The sequence below is a fragment of the Enhydrobacter aerosaccus genome, from assembly GCF_900167455.1.
GTDB lineage: Bacteria > Pseudomonadota > Alphaproteobacteria > Reyranellales > Reyranellaceae > Reyranella > Reyranella aerosaccus.
In genome coordinates this window covers 25,018-38,538 of sequence record NZ_FUWJ01000011.1, presented here as the reverse complement: position 1 = coordinate 38,538, position 13,521 = coordinate 25,018, and the positions used below count along the sequence as shown (strand labels likewise).

The 13,521-nt window shown below is 65.1% G+C and carries 16 protein-coding genes; 3 read left to right on the top strand and 13 right to left on the bottom strand.

All coding sequences use genetic code 11. From position 1 onward, the window contains the following. The first annotated feature begins 14 nt into the window (after positions 1-14). Positions 15-464 (top strand): hypothetical protein, encoded by a 450-nt coding sequence (locus B5D62_RS26520; protein ID WP_085937079.1) that lies wholly within the window; start codon positions 15-17, stop codon positions 462-464. On the opposite strand, the gene B5D62_RS26515 is transcribed toward B5D62_RS26520, so the two are convergent. Further along, positions 465-1,814: an MFS transporter gene (locus B5D62_RS26515; RefSeq protein WP_085937078.1), complete on the bottom strand. Its 1,350-nt coding sequence runs from the start codon at positions 1,812-1,814 to the stop codon at positions 465-467. Between the two features lie 68 nt (positions 1,815-1,882). Then, a complete protein-coding gene (locus B5D62_RS26510; RefSeq protein WP_085937077.1) occupies positions 1,883-2,758 on the bottom strand; it encodes a phytanoyl-CoA dioxygenase family protein in 876 nt (291 codons plus the stop codon). Between the two features lie 128 nt (positions 2,759-2,886). On the opposite strand from B5D62_RS26510, the gene B5D62_RS26505 reads away from it, so the two are divergent. Next, positions 2,887-3,873, top strand: a complete 987-nt coding sequence (locus tag B5D62_RS26505) for a LacI family DNA-binding transcriptional regulator (RefSeq protein ID WP_085937076.1) — start codon at positions 2,887-2,889, stop codon at positions 3,871-3,873. A 4-nt stretch (positions 3,874-3,877) separates the two neighbouring features. Here B5D62_RS26505 and B5D62_RS26500 read toward each other — a convergent pair whose 3' ends face one another. The 7 genes from B5D62_RS26500 to B5D62_RS26470 form a co-directional block, all read right to left on the bottom strand. Continuing rightward, positions 3,878-4,111 carry a hypothetical protein gene (locus B5D62_RS26500; protein ID WP_085937075.1) on the bottom strand — a complete coding sequence of 78 codons (234 nt, stop codon included), beginning with the start codon at positions 4,109-4,111 and terminating at the stop codon, positions 3,878-3,880. 81 nt (positions 4,112-4,192) lie between these two features. Continuing rightward, positions 4,193-5,203, bottom strand: a complete 1,011-nt coding sequence (dmeF, locus tag B5D62_RS26495; RefSeq protein WP_085937074.1) for a CDF family Co(II)/Ni(II) efflux transporter DmeF — start codon at positions 5,201-5,203, stop codon at positions 4,193-4,195. Between the two features lie 11 nt (positions 5,204-5,214). Continuing rightward, complete coding sequence (locus tag B5D62_RS26490) at positions 5,215-5,454, bottom strand: DUF3297 family protein (RefSeq protein ID WP_085937247.1); 240 nt, start codon at positions 5,452-5,454, stop codon at positions 5,215-5,217. Positions 5,455-5,560: 106 nt separating this feature from the next. Beyond that, entirely contained in the window at positions 5,561-6,178 is a 618-nt protein-coding gene (locus B5D62_RS26485) for a superoxide dismutase (protein WP_231714956.1), read from the bottom strand. A gap of 106 nt (positions 6,179-6,284) precedes the next feature. Further along, positions 6,285-7,706: a chromate efflux transporter gene (chrA, locus tag B5D62_RS26480; RefSeq protein ID WP_085937072.1), complete on the bottom strand. Its 1,422-nt coding sequence runs from the start codon at positions 7,704-7,706 to the stop codon at positions 6,285-6,287. Continuing rightward, positions 7,643-8,476 (bottom strand): chromate resistance protein ChrB domain-containing protein, encoded by an 834-nt coding sequence (locus B5D62_RS34095; RefSeq protein WP_085937071.1) that lies wholly within the window; start codon positions 8,474-8,476, stop codon positions 7,643-7,645. Before B5D62_RS34095 ends, chrA begins: the two co-directional genes overlap by 64 nt. 141 nt (positions 8,477-8,617) lie before the next feature. Continuing rightward, entirely contained in the window at positions 8,618-9,379 is a 762-nt protein-coding gene (locus tag B5D62_RS26470) for an SDR family NAD(P)-dependent oxidoreductase (RefSeq protein WP_085937070.1), read from the bottom strand. 81 nt (positions 9,380-9,460) lie between these two features. Here B5D62_RS26470 and B5D62_RS26465 point away from each other — a divergent pair, with 81 nt between their 5' ends. Continuing rightward, positions 9,461-9,817, top strand: coding sequence for a YkvA family protein (locus tag B5D62_RS26465; protein WP_085937069.1), 357 nt, complete (start codon positions 9,461-9,463; stop codon positions 9,815-9,817). On the opposite strand, the gene B5D62_RS26460 is transcribed toward B5D62_RS26465, so the two are convergent. The 4 genes from B5D62_RS26460 to B5D62_RS26445 are packed head-to-tail and all read right to left on the bottom strand — an operon-like array spanning position 9,786 to position 13,497. Continuing rightward, positions 9,786-10,721, bottom strand: coding sequence for a DMT family transporter (locus B5D62_RS26460; RefSeq protein ID WP_085937068.1), 936 nt, complete (start codon positions 10,719-10,721; stop codon positions 9,786-9,788). The two genes, B5D62_RS26465 and B5D62_RS26460, sit on opposite strands and share 32 nt — an antisense overlap. 3 nt (positions 10,722-10,724) lie before the next feature. Continuing rightward, a complete protein-coding gene (locus B5D62_RS26455) occupies positions 10,725-12,260 on the bottom strand; it encodes a class I adenylate-forming enzyme family protein (protein WP_085937067.1) in 1,536 nt (511 codons plus the stop codon). A gap of 1 nt (position 12,261) precedes the next feature. Further along, positions 12,262-12,795 (bottom strand): GNAT family N-acetyltransferase, encoded by a 534-nt coding sequence (locus tag B5D62_RS26450; RefSeq protein ID WP_085937066.1) that lies wholly within the window; start codon positions 12,793-12,795, stop codon positions 12,262-12,264. A 42-nt stretch (positions 12,796-12,837) separates the two neighbouring features. Beyond that, positions 12,838-13,497, bottom strand: a complete 660-nt coding sequence (locus B5D62_RS26445) for a LolA family protein (protein ID WP_170921152.1) — start codon at positions 13,495-13,497, stop codon at positions 12,838-12,840. Between the last annotated feature and the right edge of the window lie 24 nt (positions 13,498-13,521).

Here is a 13,521-nt window from a genome sequence, read left to right as displayed (position 1 = left end):
GTTCTAACCTGACGATGGAGGCCGCCATGGACAATGTAACTGGCACGCTCGACAAGTTTCACTTGGGTGTGAGTGCCGATGGCCAGAGCTGCGTGATGGTATTCGTCGACGAAGCGCAGCGCAGTATCAACTGTGTGGCCAATTACGCCGAGTTCCAGACCTTTATCGCCAGCCTCAATCGCGTCGCGGAGGAAATGGCGCGACGCCGTCAGGGCGACAGCCCGACCGACTTGGCGTCCGAAGAAGCCCAAGAAGAGGACGACGACATCGGCGTAGGCGGATTGCCGCTCGATACGCTGAATGTCGCCTCCGCCGCGTTCCAGATGAACAAGGATGCCGGATATATCGAGGGCGCCCTGGTCGGCGATGCCGGCGAGATCGTCGGCATACGGATGTGTCCCGAGGTCGCGTGCCAACTGACACGCGCCATGTTGATGTCCGCGCCCGCCGCCAGCAGCTGTTAGTTACATCGCACGTGCCGCCGGCGCGGCATCCTCGATCGAATCGGCGCTCAGGTTGCTCGCCTTGGTCTCCGGGCCACACCACACCGCGAAGGCGGTCACGAGCGACAGGAAGATGACGTAGCAGGCGACGCCCCAGGGGGCGCCGGCCATGTAGCCGACCAGCAATGCCGCGATGAACGGAGACGGCCCGCCTGCCAGGATCGAGCCCAGTTCGCGCGCGAAGGCAAAGCCGCTGAAACGCAGGCGCGGCCCGAACAGCTCGGCAAAGTAGGCCGCCTGCGGACCGAACATGGCACCGCCGCCGATGCCCATGATCAGGATGAAGGCCAGGCTGATCAATGTCGGATCGAGCGTGTTCGTCAGCATGAAGAACGGGAAGGCGAATGCGGCCGAGAACAACGCGCCGCCCATATAGACCGGACGCCGACCGATCTTGTCGGAGAGCCACGAGAAGAACAGGATGCCGAAGATCTCGGCGACATTGCCGAGCATGACTCCGGTGATCGCCACCTCGCGCGGCTGATGCAGTGTGTTGATGACGTAGCCGAGACCGAACACCGGGAAGAGATAGCCCAGCCCGTTCTCGGCGAGGCGTGCGCCGATCACCACCAGGAAGTTGCGCGGATGGCGCCGCACCGCTTCGATCGCCGGCATCTTCAACGGCGGCCGCTTCGCCCCGACTTCGGTAAAGACCGGCGTTTCGGAGACCTTGGCCCGTATGTAGACGCCAAGCCCCAGCAGCAGCAGCGAGACCAGGAAGGGAATGCGCCAGCCCCAGGTCAGCAGATCGTCCTTCGACATCAGGGTGACGAGGTAGAAGACACCCGCCGCCAGCAGGTTACCGACAGTGACACCCATCGGGGCAAACGAGCCGTACAGGCCGCGCTTTCCCGGCGGCGCGAACTCCACCGCCAGGATGACGGCGCCGCCGTATTCGGCGCCGGCGCCGAAGCCCTGCAGCAGGCGCAGCAGCAGCAAGAGGATCGGCGCCCATATGCCGATGACGGCATAAGTGGGCAGGCAGCCGATCAGGAAGGTGCCGCCGCCGACCAGCAGGATGGTCGCGACCAGCATCGGCTTGCGACCCAAGCGGTCGCCGAAATGGCCGAAGAACAGACCGCCGAAAGGCCGCGCGATGAAGCCGACGGCGAAGGTCGCATAGGCAGCCAGCGTGCCGATGTCGGTATCGTACTTGGGAAAGAACAGCTCCCCGAACACCAGTGCCGAGGCTGTTCCGTAGATGAAGAAATCGTACCACTCCAGGGCCGAGCCGACGGCCGCGGCCAACATCACATGGCGCAGCCTATTGGCCGCCAGTTCACCGCCCGCGGCGGCACCGCTTTGAGACATTTCTCTCCCTTTCCCATTTTTCTTTCTCGTTTGTTTTCTTGCAGCGTCCGGACGTTGCCGGCGCAGACTCAGGCGACTTCGCGAATCTTGAAGTAGCGGTTCCTGGCCGCTGTCTGGTTTTCGTAGATCGAGCCCTGATGCGGCGACGGCGGCAAAGGCATGCGCACCGGCACGTCGGCCAGCCGCGGAACGATGCTCGGCGCCCCCGAAACGAGCCGCTCGTTGAAGTTGGCGAAATCGCTGACGCCCATCAGCGGCCACGCATCCGCGGCGGCATATTCATAGAGCAGGAGCTGGCGCGACCTCTGCGAGGTGTTCTGGGCCGAACCGTGCACGAGGCGGACGTGATGAAAGCTGACCGAGCCGGCCGGCGCGACCAGCGCTTCCGCCTTCGACAGATCGAGGTCGATCTTCGCCGGATCGATCGCGCCGGAGAAGAAGCCATCGAGATGATGATCGTAGGTCGGTCCCTTGTGGCTGCCGGACATCACCATCAAGGGACCATTCTCGGGCAACATGTCGTCGAGCATGACGCCGACGGCCAGGATGTCGTCGTTGGTGTGCGGATAGAACGCCCAATCCTGATGCCATTCCACCGGCGAGCCGAACTCAGGCGCCTTCAGGTTTATCTTGGAGCCGTGCAGTCGGACCCCCGACGGCCCGAGAAGCTGCTCCAGCATGCCGACGAGATTGGGAAGCCGGGCGATCTTCCAGAACAGCGGGTGGTTGGTGTGCGGAGTCTTGATACGCCGGACGCGCGGTGCCTCGGGCCGATGGCTGGGTTCCAGGTCGTAGATGTGGTCGTGCCGGGTGACGTTGGCGGCGCCGGCGACGAATTCGGCAATGACCTGCCGGGCCTGCGATAGCGCTTCCCGATCGAGGACATTCTCGACCACCAGCCAGCCGGTCTCACGGTATTGCTCGATCTCTCGTGCGGAAAGCATCGATCCATTCCTCCGTGCAGCTTATTCTTAATATAAATGGTAGCGCTGTCATTCCCGGAAAGTCAACGTCGTTTGATCGACCATTGTCGGATGTGTATCAGCACTCCCATGGACGACGCGCCGACCGCATGAGCAGACCCCGGATCGAGGAAGTGGCCGCCCGCGCCGGTACCTCGGCGATCACGGTGTCGCGGGCACTGCGTGATCCGTCCAAGGTCGCGCCGGCGACACGCGCGCGGGTCATGGCGGCGATCGCCGCCCTCGGCTACATCCCCAACCTGTCGGCCAGCAGCCTCGCCTCCCGTCGCAGCGGCATCGTCGGTCTGCTGGTGCCCACCATCGACAACTCGATCTTTGCCGCAACGGTTCAGGGCCTTACCGACGCTATCGCCACGGCGGGGTTGCAGCTCCTGCTGGGCGACTTCCGCTATTCCGAGGAAGGCGAAAAGACACTGGTCCGGGCCCTCGTCGGACGGCAGCCCGAAGCCCTGGTGGTTGTCGGTGTCGTGCGCGACGCCGCCTTGCGCAGCATGTTGCTGCAGCTCGCCATCCCCGTGATCGAGACATGGGATCTTACGGCAAAGCCGGTCGACATCGTCGTCGGTTTCTCGAACAAGGCGGCTGGGGCGGCGATGGCCCGCCATCTCCTGTCACGCGGCCACCGCCGCCTTGCTTTTGTCGGAGGCCGCGACCATCGCGCGGCGGCACGCGCCCAAGGATTTGCCACCGCTCTCAAGGAAGCAGGCGCCCCTGCCCCTCTCATCGAATCGGTGGACAGCGCGACGATTGCCGATGGCCGTCGTGCCCTGGCCCATATCCTGTCGACCGCCCCCAAGACGGAGGGCGTATTCTTCGCCACCGACGTTCTTGCGGTGGGCGGGTTGCTCGAATGCCAATCGCGCGGCATCGCCGTTCCCAAGCGGTTGGCGGTGGCCGGGCTCGGCGACTTGGAGATCGCACGGGAGTTGAGTCCTGCCCTCACCACCGTCCGCATTCCTGCTTACGAGATCGGCCGGCGGGCGGGCGAAATCGTGGTCGGCCGATTGCGGGGTGAAGCGGCCGGACCACGGGTGGTGGATCTGGGATTTTCTGTGCTGGTCCGCGACAGCACCTGACCCGTCAGTTCGAGGTCGGCTTGCCCTGGCCGCGCGGGTCGCCGGCCTTGCCCTTGTCCTCGGCGGCTTTCAGTTCGTCCGCCTCACCGGACTCCATGGCGCGCTTGGCCTCCTGCGCCGCCTTGTCGACCTTGCCGTCCTTGATGAAGCGGGCCGTGGCCTCGTCGTAGGCCTTGGTGCCGGTGTAGCTGCCCTCGCCTTCGATGCCGTTCTTCGACTTACCCTTGCTGGTCGCCATCGCTCGCTCCTTTTGTTCCGGGATTGAACGCGAGGGAACGGGCAAGGTTACGGAAAGGTTCGAAACCGCACCGGCCGTCGGTCAGTGCGGTCCCGCGCAGCGATGGACCTCCACGGTCACATGGCTGAGCTGTGCAAGATCTCCGAGGCGGGCCTTGTAGTGCTGAGCGGCCTCCGGCTCGTGCGACACCAGGGAAACGATGGCCCCATGATGGCCCGGCCCCAAGCGCCAGACATGGAGGTCGGCGATGCGATCGTCGCCGACTTCGAGGCGCTCCCGGATCGCCTCGCCCAACTCGCGGTCCGGCGCCGCATCCAGCAGCACGGCACCGGCATCCCGGATCAGGCCCCACGACCAATGCGCGATGACGGCGGCGCCGACGATGCCGATAACGGGATCGAGCCAGTTCCAGCCATAGAAGCGAGCGGCGAGCAAGCCCACGATCGCCAGCACCGAGGTCAGCGCGTCGGCCAGCACGTGCCAGTAGGCGGCACGCAGATTGTGGTCGTGATGGTGATGGCGGTGAGTGGAGGCATGATCATGGTGATCATGGTGATCGTGGTGATCATGATGATCGTCATGGTCGTCGTCATGCGCATGGCCGTGGCCATGATGATGATGGCCATGATCGTGATGATCGCCGCCCAGCAGCCACGCGCTCGCGAGATTGACCGCGAGGCCGACGACCGCGATCGCCGTCGCCTCGTCGTAATGGATCGACACCGGCTGCATCAGGCGCCCGATCGATTCGTAGCCGATCAGCAGCGAGATCATGGCCAGCACGATCGCACTGCTGAAGCCGGCCAGATCGCCGAGCTTGCCCGTACCGAAGGCGAAGCGCGGATCGCGGGCATGGGTGCGCGCATAGCGATAGGCCAGCGCGGCAATGGCCAGCGCGCCGGCATGGGTCGACATGTGCCAGCCATCGGCCAGCAGCGCCATCGAGCCGAACACGCTGCCGCCCACGATCTCCGCCACCATCATGGCGGCGGTCAGGCCGACCACCAGCCAGGTCCGGCGTTCGTTGCGATCGTGCGCGGCGCCCAGAAAGACGTGATCGTGGCGCCAGTCGGCGAGCGTATGGCTGTGCACGAGAGGCTCCGTTACTTCTGCAGGTAAGGTTCGACCTTACCCTTGAGCTTGATGGTCAGCGGATTGCCCTTGCGATCCACCGTCTTGCCGACGGCGACGCGGATCCAGCCCTCGCTGACGCAGTACTCCTCCACATTGGTCTTCTCCTCGCCGTCGAACTTGATGCCGACGCCCTTCTGGAGCAGCGCCTCGTCGTAAAAGGGACTTTTGGGATTGGTGGAGAGCCGGTCCGGCAATGCTGTATCAGTCATGGGTGAAGTATAGCCCAGATGCCGGGCGCGCTCAGTCATCGCCGCAGCGAGAATTTCCGCGCGCCCGATTCCGTCAGGCTGCAAATACCCGGGCCTCTCGGCGAGGTCACGCTTCCTTGCTGTAACGCTCGTAGAGCGCCGCGGCATTCTCCCAGCGGATCGCCTGCATGAAGCCGTCCACGTAAGCCGCGGCCTTCGCGCCGTAGTCCATCTGATAGGCGTGTTCGTACATGTCGAGCGCGAGGATCGGTCGGCCATTCGCCAGCGTCATCGTATGATCGGCGGCCCAGGTATTGACCAGGCGCTTGTCGTGCGGCGACCAGGTGAGCAGGACCCAACCCGAACCGCCGCCCAGCGCCTTGCCCATCGCGGCGAATTCCGCCTTCCAGCGCTGGAGACTGCCGAAGTCGCGATTGATCGCCTCCGCCAGGAGCCCTTTGGGATCCCCTTCTCCACCAAGCCCATCGAAATACAGTTCGTGGATGATCATGGAGTTGGCAGCGATCAGCTCCTCCCGTTTCAGCCCGTTGACGACGAAGACCGGCGCCGTCGCCATATCGAGAGTCGCGAGCTGGGCGGCAATCGCGTTCAGCCGCTTCACCGCACCGCCGTAGTTGTTCTCGTAGTGGCTGGCGAGCAGCTTCTCCGACAGGAATTTGATCTTCGACGGGTCGAAGGGCAGCTTCTTTATCGCATAGTCGGGCTTCGGCGGCGTTTGCGCCATGGCGTCCACCGCCGTCGCGGCAAGCGCGACGCCGGCGGCAATTCCGATGAAGTCGCGACGGTTCTGTGTATCGGTCATTGAAACCTCCTTGGGTTGGTGGACGGCCTCAGAGCGAACTCACGAACAGCGAATAGAGGACTCCGGCGATCGAGCAGGCGAGCAGGACGGGGACCATGCCGATCTTGAAGCGAAAAACGGCGATAGCGGCCGCAACGGCGAGCACGAAGGCCGGCAGGTTGATCGACGACAGCAGCGGCAACTCGGCCGAAGCGCCGAGCCAGTGGACCGGCCGCAGCGTCGCAAACAGCACGTGCAGCCCGAACCAGACGGCAAGGTTCAGGATCACGCCGACCACGGCAGCCGTGACGGCGCCCAGCGCCGCCGCCAACGCCTTGTTGGCGCGCAGCACTTCCACGAACGGCGCGCCGAAGAAGATCCAGAGGAAGCACGGCGTGAAGGTGACCCAGGTGGTCAGCACGCCGCCCAAGGTTCCCGCCAGCAAGGGATGGAGCGGTCCCGGCGAGCGCCAGGCGCCCAGAAAGCCGACGAACTGGGTGACGATGATCAGCGGGCCTGGCGTCGTCTCCGCCATGCCGAGCCCATCCAGCATCTCGCCGGGAGTCACCCAATGATAATGATCGACCGCCTGCTGGGCGACATAGGCCAGCACGGCATAGGCGCCGCCGAAGGTGACCACGGCCATCTTGCTGAAGAAGATGGCGATCTGGGAGAACACGTTCACGGGGCCCAGCCCGATATAGAGCGCCGCGACCGGAACGAGCCACAAGGCCAGGAAGGCCGAGCTAATCTTGAGCGACCAGCGCAGGTTCGGCCGCGCATGCGGTGGCGTCGCCTCGCCCAGGATCGAGTCGGCGTCCGCCACCTGCTTGTCGCCGACCTTGCCGTGGCCACCGCCGACAAGGAAGGGCTTCCACCCCAGCCGGCCGCCAAGCCAGCCGATCGCCGCCGCGAGCAGGATGATCACCGGGAACGGAATGTCATAGAAGAAGATGGCGATGAAGGCTGCCGCAGCAAGGCCGCGCAGGACGTCGTTGCGCAGCGCCCGCCTGCCGACGCGCAGCACCGCCTCGATCACGATCACCAGCACCGCCGACTTCAGGCCGAAGAACAGGCCCTGCACCAGCGTGACCTTGCCGAGGAGCACATAGATCCAGGACAGGATCATGATGGAGACGAACCCCGGCAGCACGAACAGCGTGCCGGCCAGCAACCCGCCTCTGGTGCGGTGCATCAGCCAACCGATATAGGTGGCGAGCTGCTGCGCCTCGGGACCGGGCAACAAGGTGCAATAGTTCAGCGCCTGCAGGAAGCGGTTCTCGCCGATCCACTTCTTTTCTTCGACGATGATGCGATGCATCACCGCGATCTGGCCGGCCGGACCGCCGAAGGAGAGCGCGGCGACGCGCGCCCACACGCGCATCGCGTCGCCGAAGGGAACCGGATTCACGACTTTTTCCGCGCCGTCGGAGGCCAGTCGTGTCCCTCGTCGACGGCGTCGCGACACCATCGATAGAAAGCGTCGTAGAGCGTCATCCCCGCCTCGAGCTGGGCGAGGTCGTCGGAGAACATGCGCGAAAGACCAAGCGATGCGGCCAGCAATCCCGCCGATTCCGGCGCGATCTCGGGGCGGCCGGTATCGGCGCCGCGCACGATCGCCGCCAGGCGCCTCAAAGGCTCGGTCTCGAGGCCGAACTCCTCGACCATGACGTCGAAGGTGCATTTGAGGCCACGATGACTCCAATGGACGTCGGGCCGATCGATATCGAACGGCGTGGCGGCGAAGCGATCGGCCACGTCCATGACCTCGGACGGCGCCACGAACAGGAACACCGCACCAGGATCGACGAAACGCCGGATCAGCCACGGGCAGGCGATGCGATCGACCTTGGGCCGCGAGCGCGTCACCCAGACGGTCCGGCCGCGGGCGTCGCGCTGGGGCAGTTTGTCGGCCGGCACCATCGGCAGCTTCGCGGCCTGCCAGCCCATGACGCCGCCTTCGAGAATATCGGCGGCGACACCTTCGTGGCGCAGCCAGGCGGCCACGCCCTGGCTGAGCTTCAGCCCCTTCGTGCACATCACGACGGCGGGCTTGCCGCTGGCCACGAACTCCGGTCCCCAGGCGGGAACGGCATCCCAAGGCCGTCGCACGGCGCCCGGGACGAGTCGCGGCATGATGGCGAAGTCTTCTTCGGTGCAGACGTCGATCAGCGCCGGAGTGTCCGGACGGCCGATCAGACGAGCGAGTTTTTCAACGGAAATAGCATTGGTCGAGGGCATGGGGCAGCGTCCTTGAGGAAGAAAACAGGACGCGATGCTTCGGCTGCCGCCTCATGGGGAGATCGCGATCCCCATCGACTGCCATTTAACGGGTCGATGGGGATCGGAGTCAAGTCACGCCGGATCCGATATCCGGATGCCCTACTTTGGCGCCATGCGGATGGCGCCATCGAGGCGGATCGTCTCGCCGTTCAGCATGCGGTTCTCGACGATCTGCATGGCGAGCTGCGCATATTCCTTCGGATCGCCCAGACGCGGCGGAAACGGCACCTGCGCGCCCAGGCTCTTCTGCGCCTCGGCCGACAGGCCCATCATCATCGGTGTCAGGAACAAGCCCGGCGCGATGGTGCAGACGCGGATGCCCACGCTCGACAGATCACGCGCGATCGGCAGCGTCATGCCGACCACACCGCCCTTGGACGCCGAGTAGGCGGCCTGGCCGATCTGGCCGTCGAAGGCTGCGACCGACGCGGTGTTGATGATGACGCCGCGCTCGCCGTCTTCCATCGGCTCGGCCTGGCTCATCGCCCACGAGGCGAGGCGGATCACGTTGAAGGTGCCGATTAGGTTGACCTGGATCACTTGCGAGAACATCGCCAGGTCGTGCGGTCCGTTCTTGGAGATCGTGCGCGCGGCCCGTCCGATGCCGGCGCAGTTCACCGTCACGCGCGGTGCGCCGAGCTTCTCGACCACGGTCTTGACCGAGGCTTCGGTGTTGGCGGCGTCGGCGACGTTGGTCTTGATGTACAGGCCACCCAGTTCCTTGGCCTTCTTTTCGCCCAGCTCGTCCTGCAGATCGAAGATGGCGACCTTGGCGCCGGCCGCCGCCAGCGCCGATGCGGTGGCTCCGCCCAGTCCTGACGCGCCGCCGGTAACGATGACGGCTTGCCCCTTGACGTTCATTCACTCCTCCTTGGCTGGAGCCGCTTTTAAGCAGGGCCGGCCCCCTTGCCAAGCCGGGCCGCCGGCCCAACCTTTCCTGGCATGACGGATCTCACCCAACTCGAGGCCGACGAACGGCGCGTGCGCCAAGGGTTCTGGCGCAAGGCGCGGCGGACGCTGGGCCACGTGCCGTTCACGGAAGATGCTGTCGCCACTTTCTATTGCGCCACCGACAGCGCCACGCCGCTCACGATCCGCGCCACGCTGTTCGGGGCGCTGGCCTACTTCGTCATGCCTTTCGATATCATTCCAGATTTCATCGCCGGCCTCGGCTACACGGACGATGCGGCGGTCCTGCTGGCCGCCTTCACGGCCGCCAGTTCGCACATCACCGAGACGCACCGGCAGAAAGCCCGCGCCTGGCTCCTCAAGGAGCAGGCCTCGCCGCCGCAGGCGTGATGCGCGCCTGGGCCCGGCGCTCGCGCAGGAGCTGCGTCTCGCGATAGGCGATATAAAGTGCCGACCCGATCACGATGGCAGCGCCGATATAGGTCCAGATCACCGGCATCTCGCCCCAGATCAGCCAGCCCACGAACACGGCGAACGGCAGCCGCAGATAGTCGAACGGCGCCACTGCCGACATTTCTCCTGAGGCAAAAGCCTGCACCCAGAAATACTGGCCGAGCGTCGCCGTGATCGAGATGCCGATCGCCAGCGCCCAGCCATAGGCGGATGGCCAGCGCCACAACCAGATCGCCGGGATCGTCAGCAACAGCGTCGAGAAGATCGCGAACTGCGTCAGGATCATCAGCGGCGCCTCGGAATCGGACAGCCGCCGCACGAGATAGATCGAGACGGCGACCGACAAGGCATTCAGCAGCGCAACGACGGCGCCCGGCTGCAGGCTGCCGCTGCCCGGCCGGACCATCACCAGCACGCCGACGAAGCCGACGATGGTGGCAGCCCAGCGTCGCCACCGCACCTTCTCGCCGGCGATCGCCGCGGCGATGACCACCGAGAAGAGCGGCTGCGAGAAGGCCAGTGCCGTGGCATCGGCCAGCGGCAGCATCGACACGGCATAAAAGCCCAGCACCATCGAGCAGGTGCCCATGAAGGTGCGCCAGAAATGGCCCTGGATGCGCTTGCTGCGCCACGGCTGCACGCGTCCGTTCAGCATCATCGGCGTCAGCAGCAGCACCGAGAAGAAGGCGCGGAAGAACGCCGTCTGCACGCCTTCGATCTCGGCCGACAGCAGCCGGATCATGGCGCTGTTGGTGGTGAAGATGAATCCGCCGCTCACCAGCCACAGGGCGCCCTGCACGTTGGGCGGCAACTGACGCAGGCCGGAGAGCGCGATCCTCATCTCTCAGATCTTCCGGTCGCGGCCGGCCCAGTAAGTGGCGCGCAGGTCCTTCTTCAACACCTTGCCGACGGGGCTGCGCGGCAGCGTCGCCACGAAGTCGATCGATTTCGGCGCCTTCACGCCGCCGAGCTTTTCCTTCGCCAGGGCGATCAGCTCCGCCTCCTCGACCGTCGTGCCGGGCTTGAGCTCGACCACGGCCTTGACCGCCTCTCCCCACTTCTCGTCCGGCACGCCGATGACGGCACAGTCCTGCACCGCCGGATGGCTCCACAGCACCTGCTCGACTTCGCTCGGGAAGACATTGAAGCCGCCCGAGATGATCATGTCCTTCTTGCGATCGACGATATAGACGAAGCCGTCCTCGTCGATGACGCCGATATCGCCGGTATGGTGCCAGCCGAAGGTCGAGGCCTCGGCCGTGGCCTGCGGGTTCTTGTAGTAGCCCTTCATGACGAGGCCACCGCGCACCACGATCTCGCCGCGTTGCCCGCGCGGCAGCAGCCGGCCCTCGTCGTCCATGACCTCGACGCGCATCAGCGGCGTCGGCTTGCCGCAACTGGCGAGGCGGTGGCGGTTGTTGCCCTCGAGCGCCGCCACATGGTCCTTGGGCGAGAAGAAGGTACAGATCATGCAGGCCTCGGCCTGGCCGTAGGTCTGCGTCAGCACCGGCCCGAACACCTTGATCGCCTCGACGAGCTTGTCGACCGACATGGGCGCCGAGGCATAGACCAGGTGCCGCAGCGAGCTGTAGTCGTATTTGCCGATGTCCGGGTGCGCCAGCAGGATGTAGATCAGGGTCGGCGGCATGTAGATATGCGTGACCTTGTGCCTCTCGATCGCGGCCAGGATGGCGCCGGGATCGGCCGTGCCCATGAAGATGTTGGTGCCGCCATAGGGCAACAGCGGGAAGGAACAGACGCCGGCCGCATGCGTCATCGGCGCCACCATCAGATGCACCGGCGGCTGCTCGATCGGCATGCTGGCCCAGAAGATCGAGTTCATGGTCTCGATCACGCGGTTGGTGATCTGCACGCCCTTCGGCCGGCCGGTCGTGCCGCCGGAGCTGATCAGCATGGCGACATCGTCCGGCGCATCGGCCAGGTCCGGAGCCGCCGCTTCGAACCGCGACAGCCAGGCAGTGAACTCGGGATCGTCGAGACAGAGGAAGGTCTTGATCTTGGGACAGGCTTCGCGGATGCGCGCGACGTAGTCGGCGAAGCTCGAGTGATAGAAGAGAAACTCGACGTCGGTGTTGTCGAGGATGAACAGGTTCTCCTCGAGGGCGTTGCGCGCGTTGACCGGCGCCCAGATCAGGCCCGCCCGCACGATGCCCAGCAGCGCTGCATAGGCCATGGCGTGGTTGGGGCTGTAGACCGCGGCCTTGGCACCGAGCGGAAGGCCAGTCTTCAGCAGGCCGTTGGCGACGCGATGCGTGGTCTCGCGCACCTCGCGGTAGGTCCAGCCTTGCGTGCCGTCGTGAAGGCAGTGGCGCTCGGGGAAGAGATCAGCCCCGCGGTCGAAATAGTCGATGAGCCGCATGTCAGTTCCCTCCCGGAACAATCGTGTCGCCCGCTCCGAGTGCCCGTTGCATCAGCACCGAATCGAGCCAGCGGCCGAACTTGAAGCCGATGCTCTTCAGCGTTCCCACCATCTCGAAGCCACAGGAGGCATGCAGGCGGATCGACGGCGTCTGGGCCGAATCGCCGATCACCGCCACCATCTGCCGCTTGCCCAAGGCTGTGCACTGCTCGATCAGGACCGGCAGCAGCGCCTTGCCGACGCCTTGGCCGACCGCATCCTTGTCGATGTAGATCGAATCCTCGACCGAGTATTTGTAGGCCGGTCGGGGCCGCCAGTTGCTGGCGTAGGCGTAGCCCATCACGCGACCCCCACGCTCGGCGACGAGATGGGGCAGGCCGAGATCGAGCACCGCCGCCCGCCGTTTCTTCATTTCGGCCAGGTCCGGCGGCTCGACCTCGAACGAGGCCGTGCCGTGCAACACGTGATGGCTATAGATTTCGGCGCAGCGCGCCACGTCGGCCTCGGTCGAGGCCCGAACGATCAGACTACTCACTTGGCCATTTCCCCACACGATCCATGTGAGGCTTATAGCGCGTCAGTTGCGTCCGCCGTTGAGAATTTGCCCGGCGTCGGGGCCGTCATATTTGAACAGCGAATCGGCAAGCTGCATGCCCGACTGGACGCTGGTCAGAGTCACCGTGACGGTGTTGCCGCGATTGTCGACGATCGACCAGCCGCGCAGCGTCAGCGGATTTTCCGCAAGGCGGACGATCACCTTGCCCTCCTGCGGCTTGCGCGTCTGCACGATGGTGGCGTTGATCAGGCCGTCGGCGTCGCGGTTCAAGGCCTGCACGGTCAGATCGCCCGACAGCTTCAGCGGGTCCTTGACCAGGAACGAGGCTGCCGTCCAGCCGATCGGCCATTGCCCGAAGTCACGCGTGGCCGGATCCCACAACGTCACCTGAAAACCGTCGGCCACGATCTTGAGCTGCGATGGCGGATCGTACTCGAAGCGCATGCGGCCGGGCCGCCGCACATAGAGCGTTCCCTGCACAACCGAGCCGTTCGGATTGCTCTGGACGAACCGCGACTGCAGCGTGCGGATCGAGTTGAAGTAGTTCTCGATCTCCGGCACGCCGGTCTGGGCGTGGGCCCCGCTCGATCCGACGACGGCGACAGCGAGAACGGCGAGAAGTCCGGCAAGAAAGCGACGCATGGCGCCGATATGACCGCCGAATGAGGCGGAATCAAGCAAGGCCTGGCCCTTCTTCCAACAACA

What these genes read in the sequence shown, in the direction of transcription:
- B5D62_RS26520 (WP_085937079.1), top strand. Translation starts at nt 15, where the DNA reads ATGGAGGCCGCCATGGACAATGTAACTGGCACGCTCGACAAGTTTCAC.
- B5D62_RS26515 (WP_085937078.1), bottom strand. Translation starts at nt 1,814, where the DNA reads ATGTCTCAAAGCGGTGCCGCCGCGGGCGGTGAACTGGCGGCCAATAGG.
- B5D62_RS26510 (WP_085937077.1), bottom strand. Translation starts at nt 2,758, where the DNA reads ATGCTTTCCGCACGAGAGATCGAGCAATACCGTGAGACCGGCTGGCTG.
- B5D62_RS26505 (WP_085937076.1), top strand. Translation starts at nt 2,887, where the DNA reads ATGAGCAGACCCCGGATCGAGGAAGTGGCCGCCCGCGCCGGTACCTCG.
- B5D62_RS26500 (WP_085937075.1), bottom strand. Translation starts at nt 4,111, where the DNA reads ATGGCGACCAGCAAGGGTAAGTCGAAGAACGGCATCGAAGGCGAGGGC.
- B5D62_RS26490 (WP_085937247.1), bottom strand. Translation starts at nt 5,454, where the DNA reads ATGACTGATACAGCATTGCCGGACCGGCTCTCCACCAATCCCAAAAGT.
- B5D62_RS26485 (WP_231714956.1), bottom strand. Translation starts at nt 6,178, where the DNA reads ATGGCGCAAACGCCGCCGAAGCCCGACTATGCGATAAAGAAGCTGCCC.
- chrA (WP_085937072.1), bottom strand. Translation starts at nt 7,706, where the DNA reads ATGGTGTCGCGACGCCGTCGACGAGGGACACGACTGGCCTCCGACGGC.
- B5D62_RS34095 (WP_085937071.1), bottom strand. Translation starts at nt 8,476, where the DNA reads ATGCCCTCGACCAATGCTATTTCCGTTGAAAAACTCGCTCGTCTGATC.
- B5D62_RS26470 (WP_085937070.1), bottom strand. Translation starts at nt 9,379, where the DNA reads ATGAACGTCAAGGGGCAAGCCGTCATCGTTACCGGCGGCGCGTCAGGA.
- B5D62_RS26465 (WP_085937069.1), top strand. Translation starts at nt 9,461, where the DNA reads ATGACGGATCTCACCCAACTCGAGGCCGACGAACGGCGCGTGCGCCAA.
- B5D62_RS26460 (WP_085937068.1), bottom strand. Translation starts at nt 10,721, where the DNA reads ATGAGGATCGCGCTCTCCGGCCTGCGTCAGTTGCCGCCCAACGTGCAG.
- B5D62_RS26455 (WP_085937067.1), bottom strand. Translation starts at nt 12,260, where the DNA reads ATGCGGCTCATCGACTATTTCGACCGCGGGGCTGATCTCTTCCCCGAG.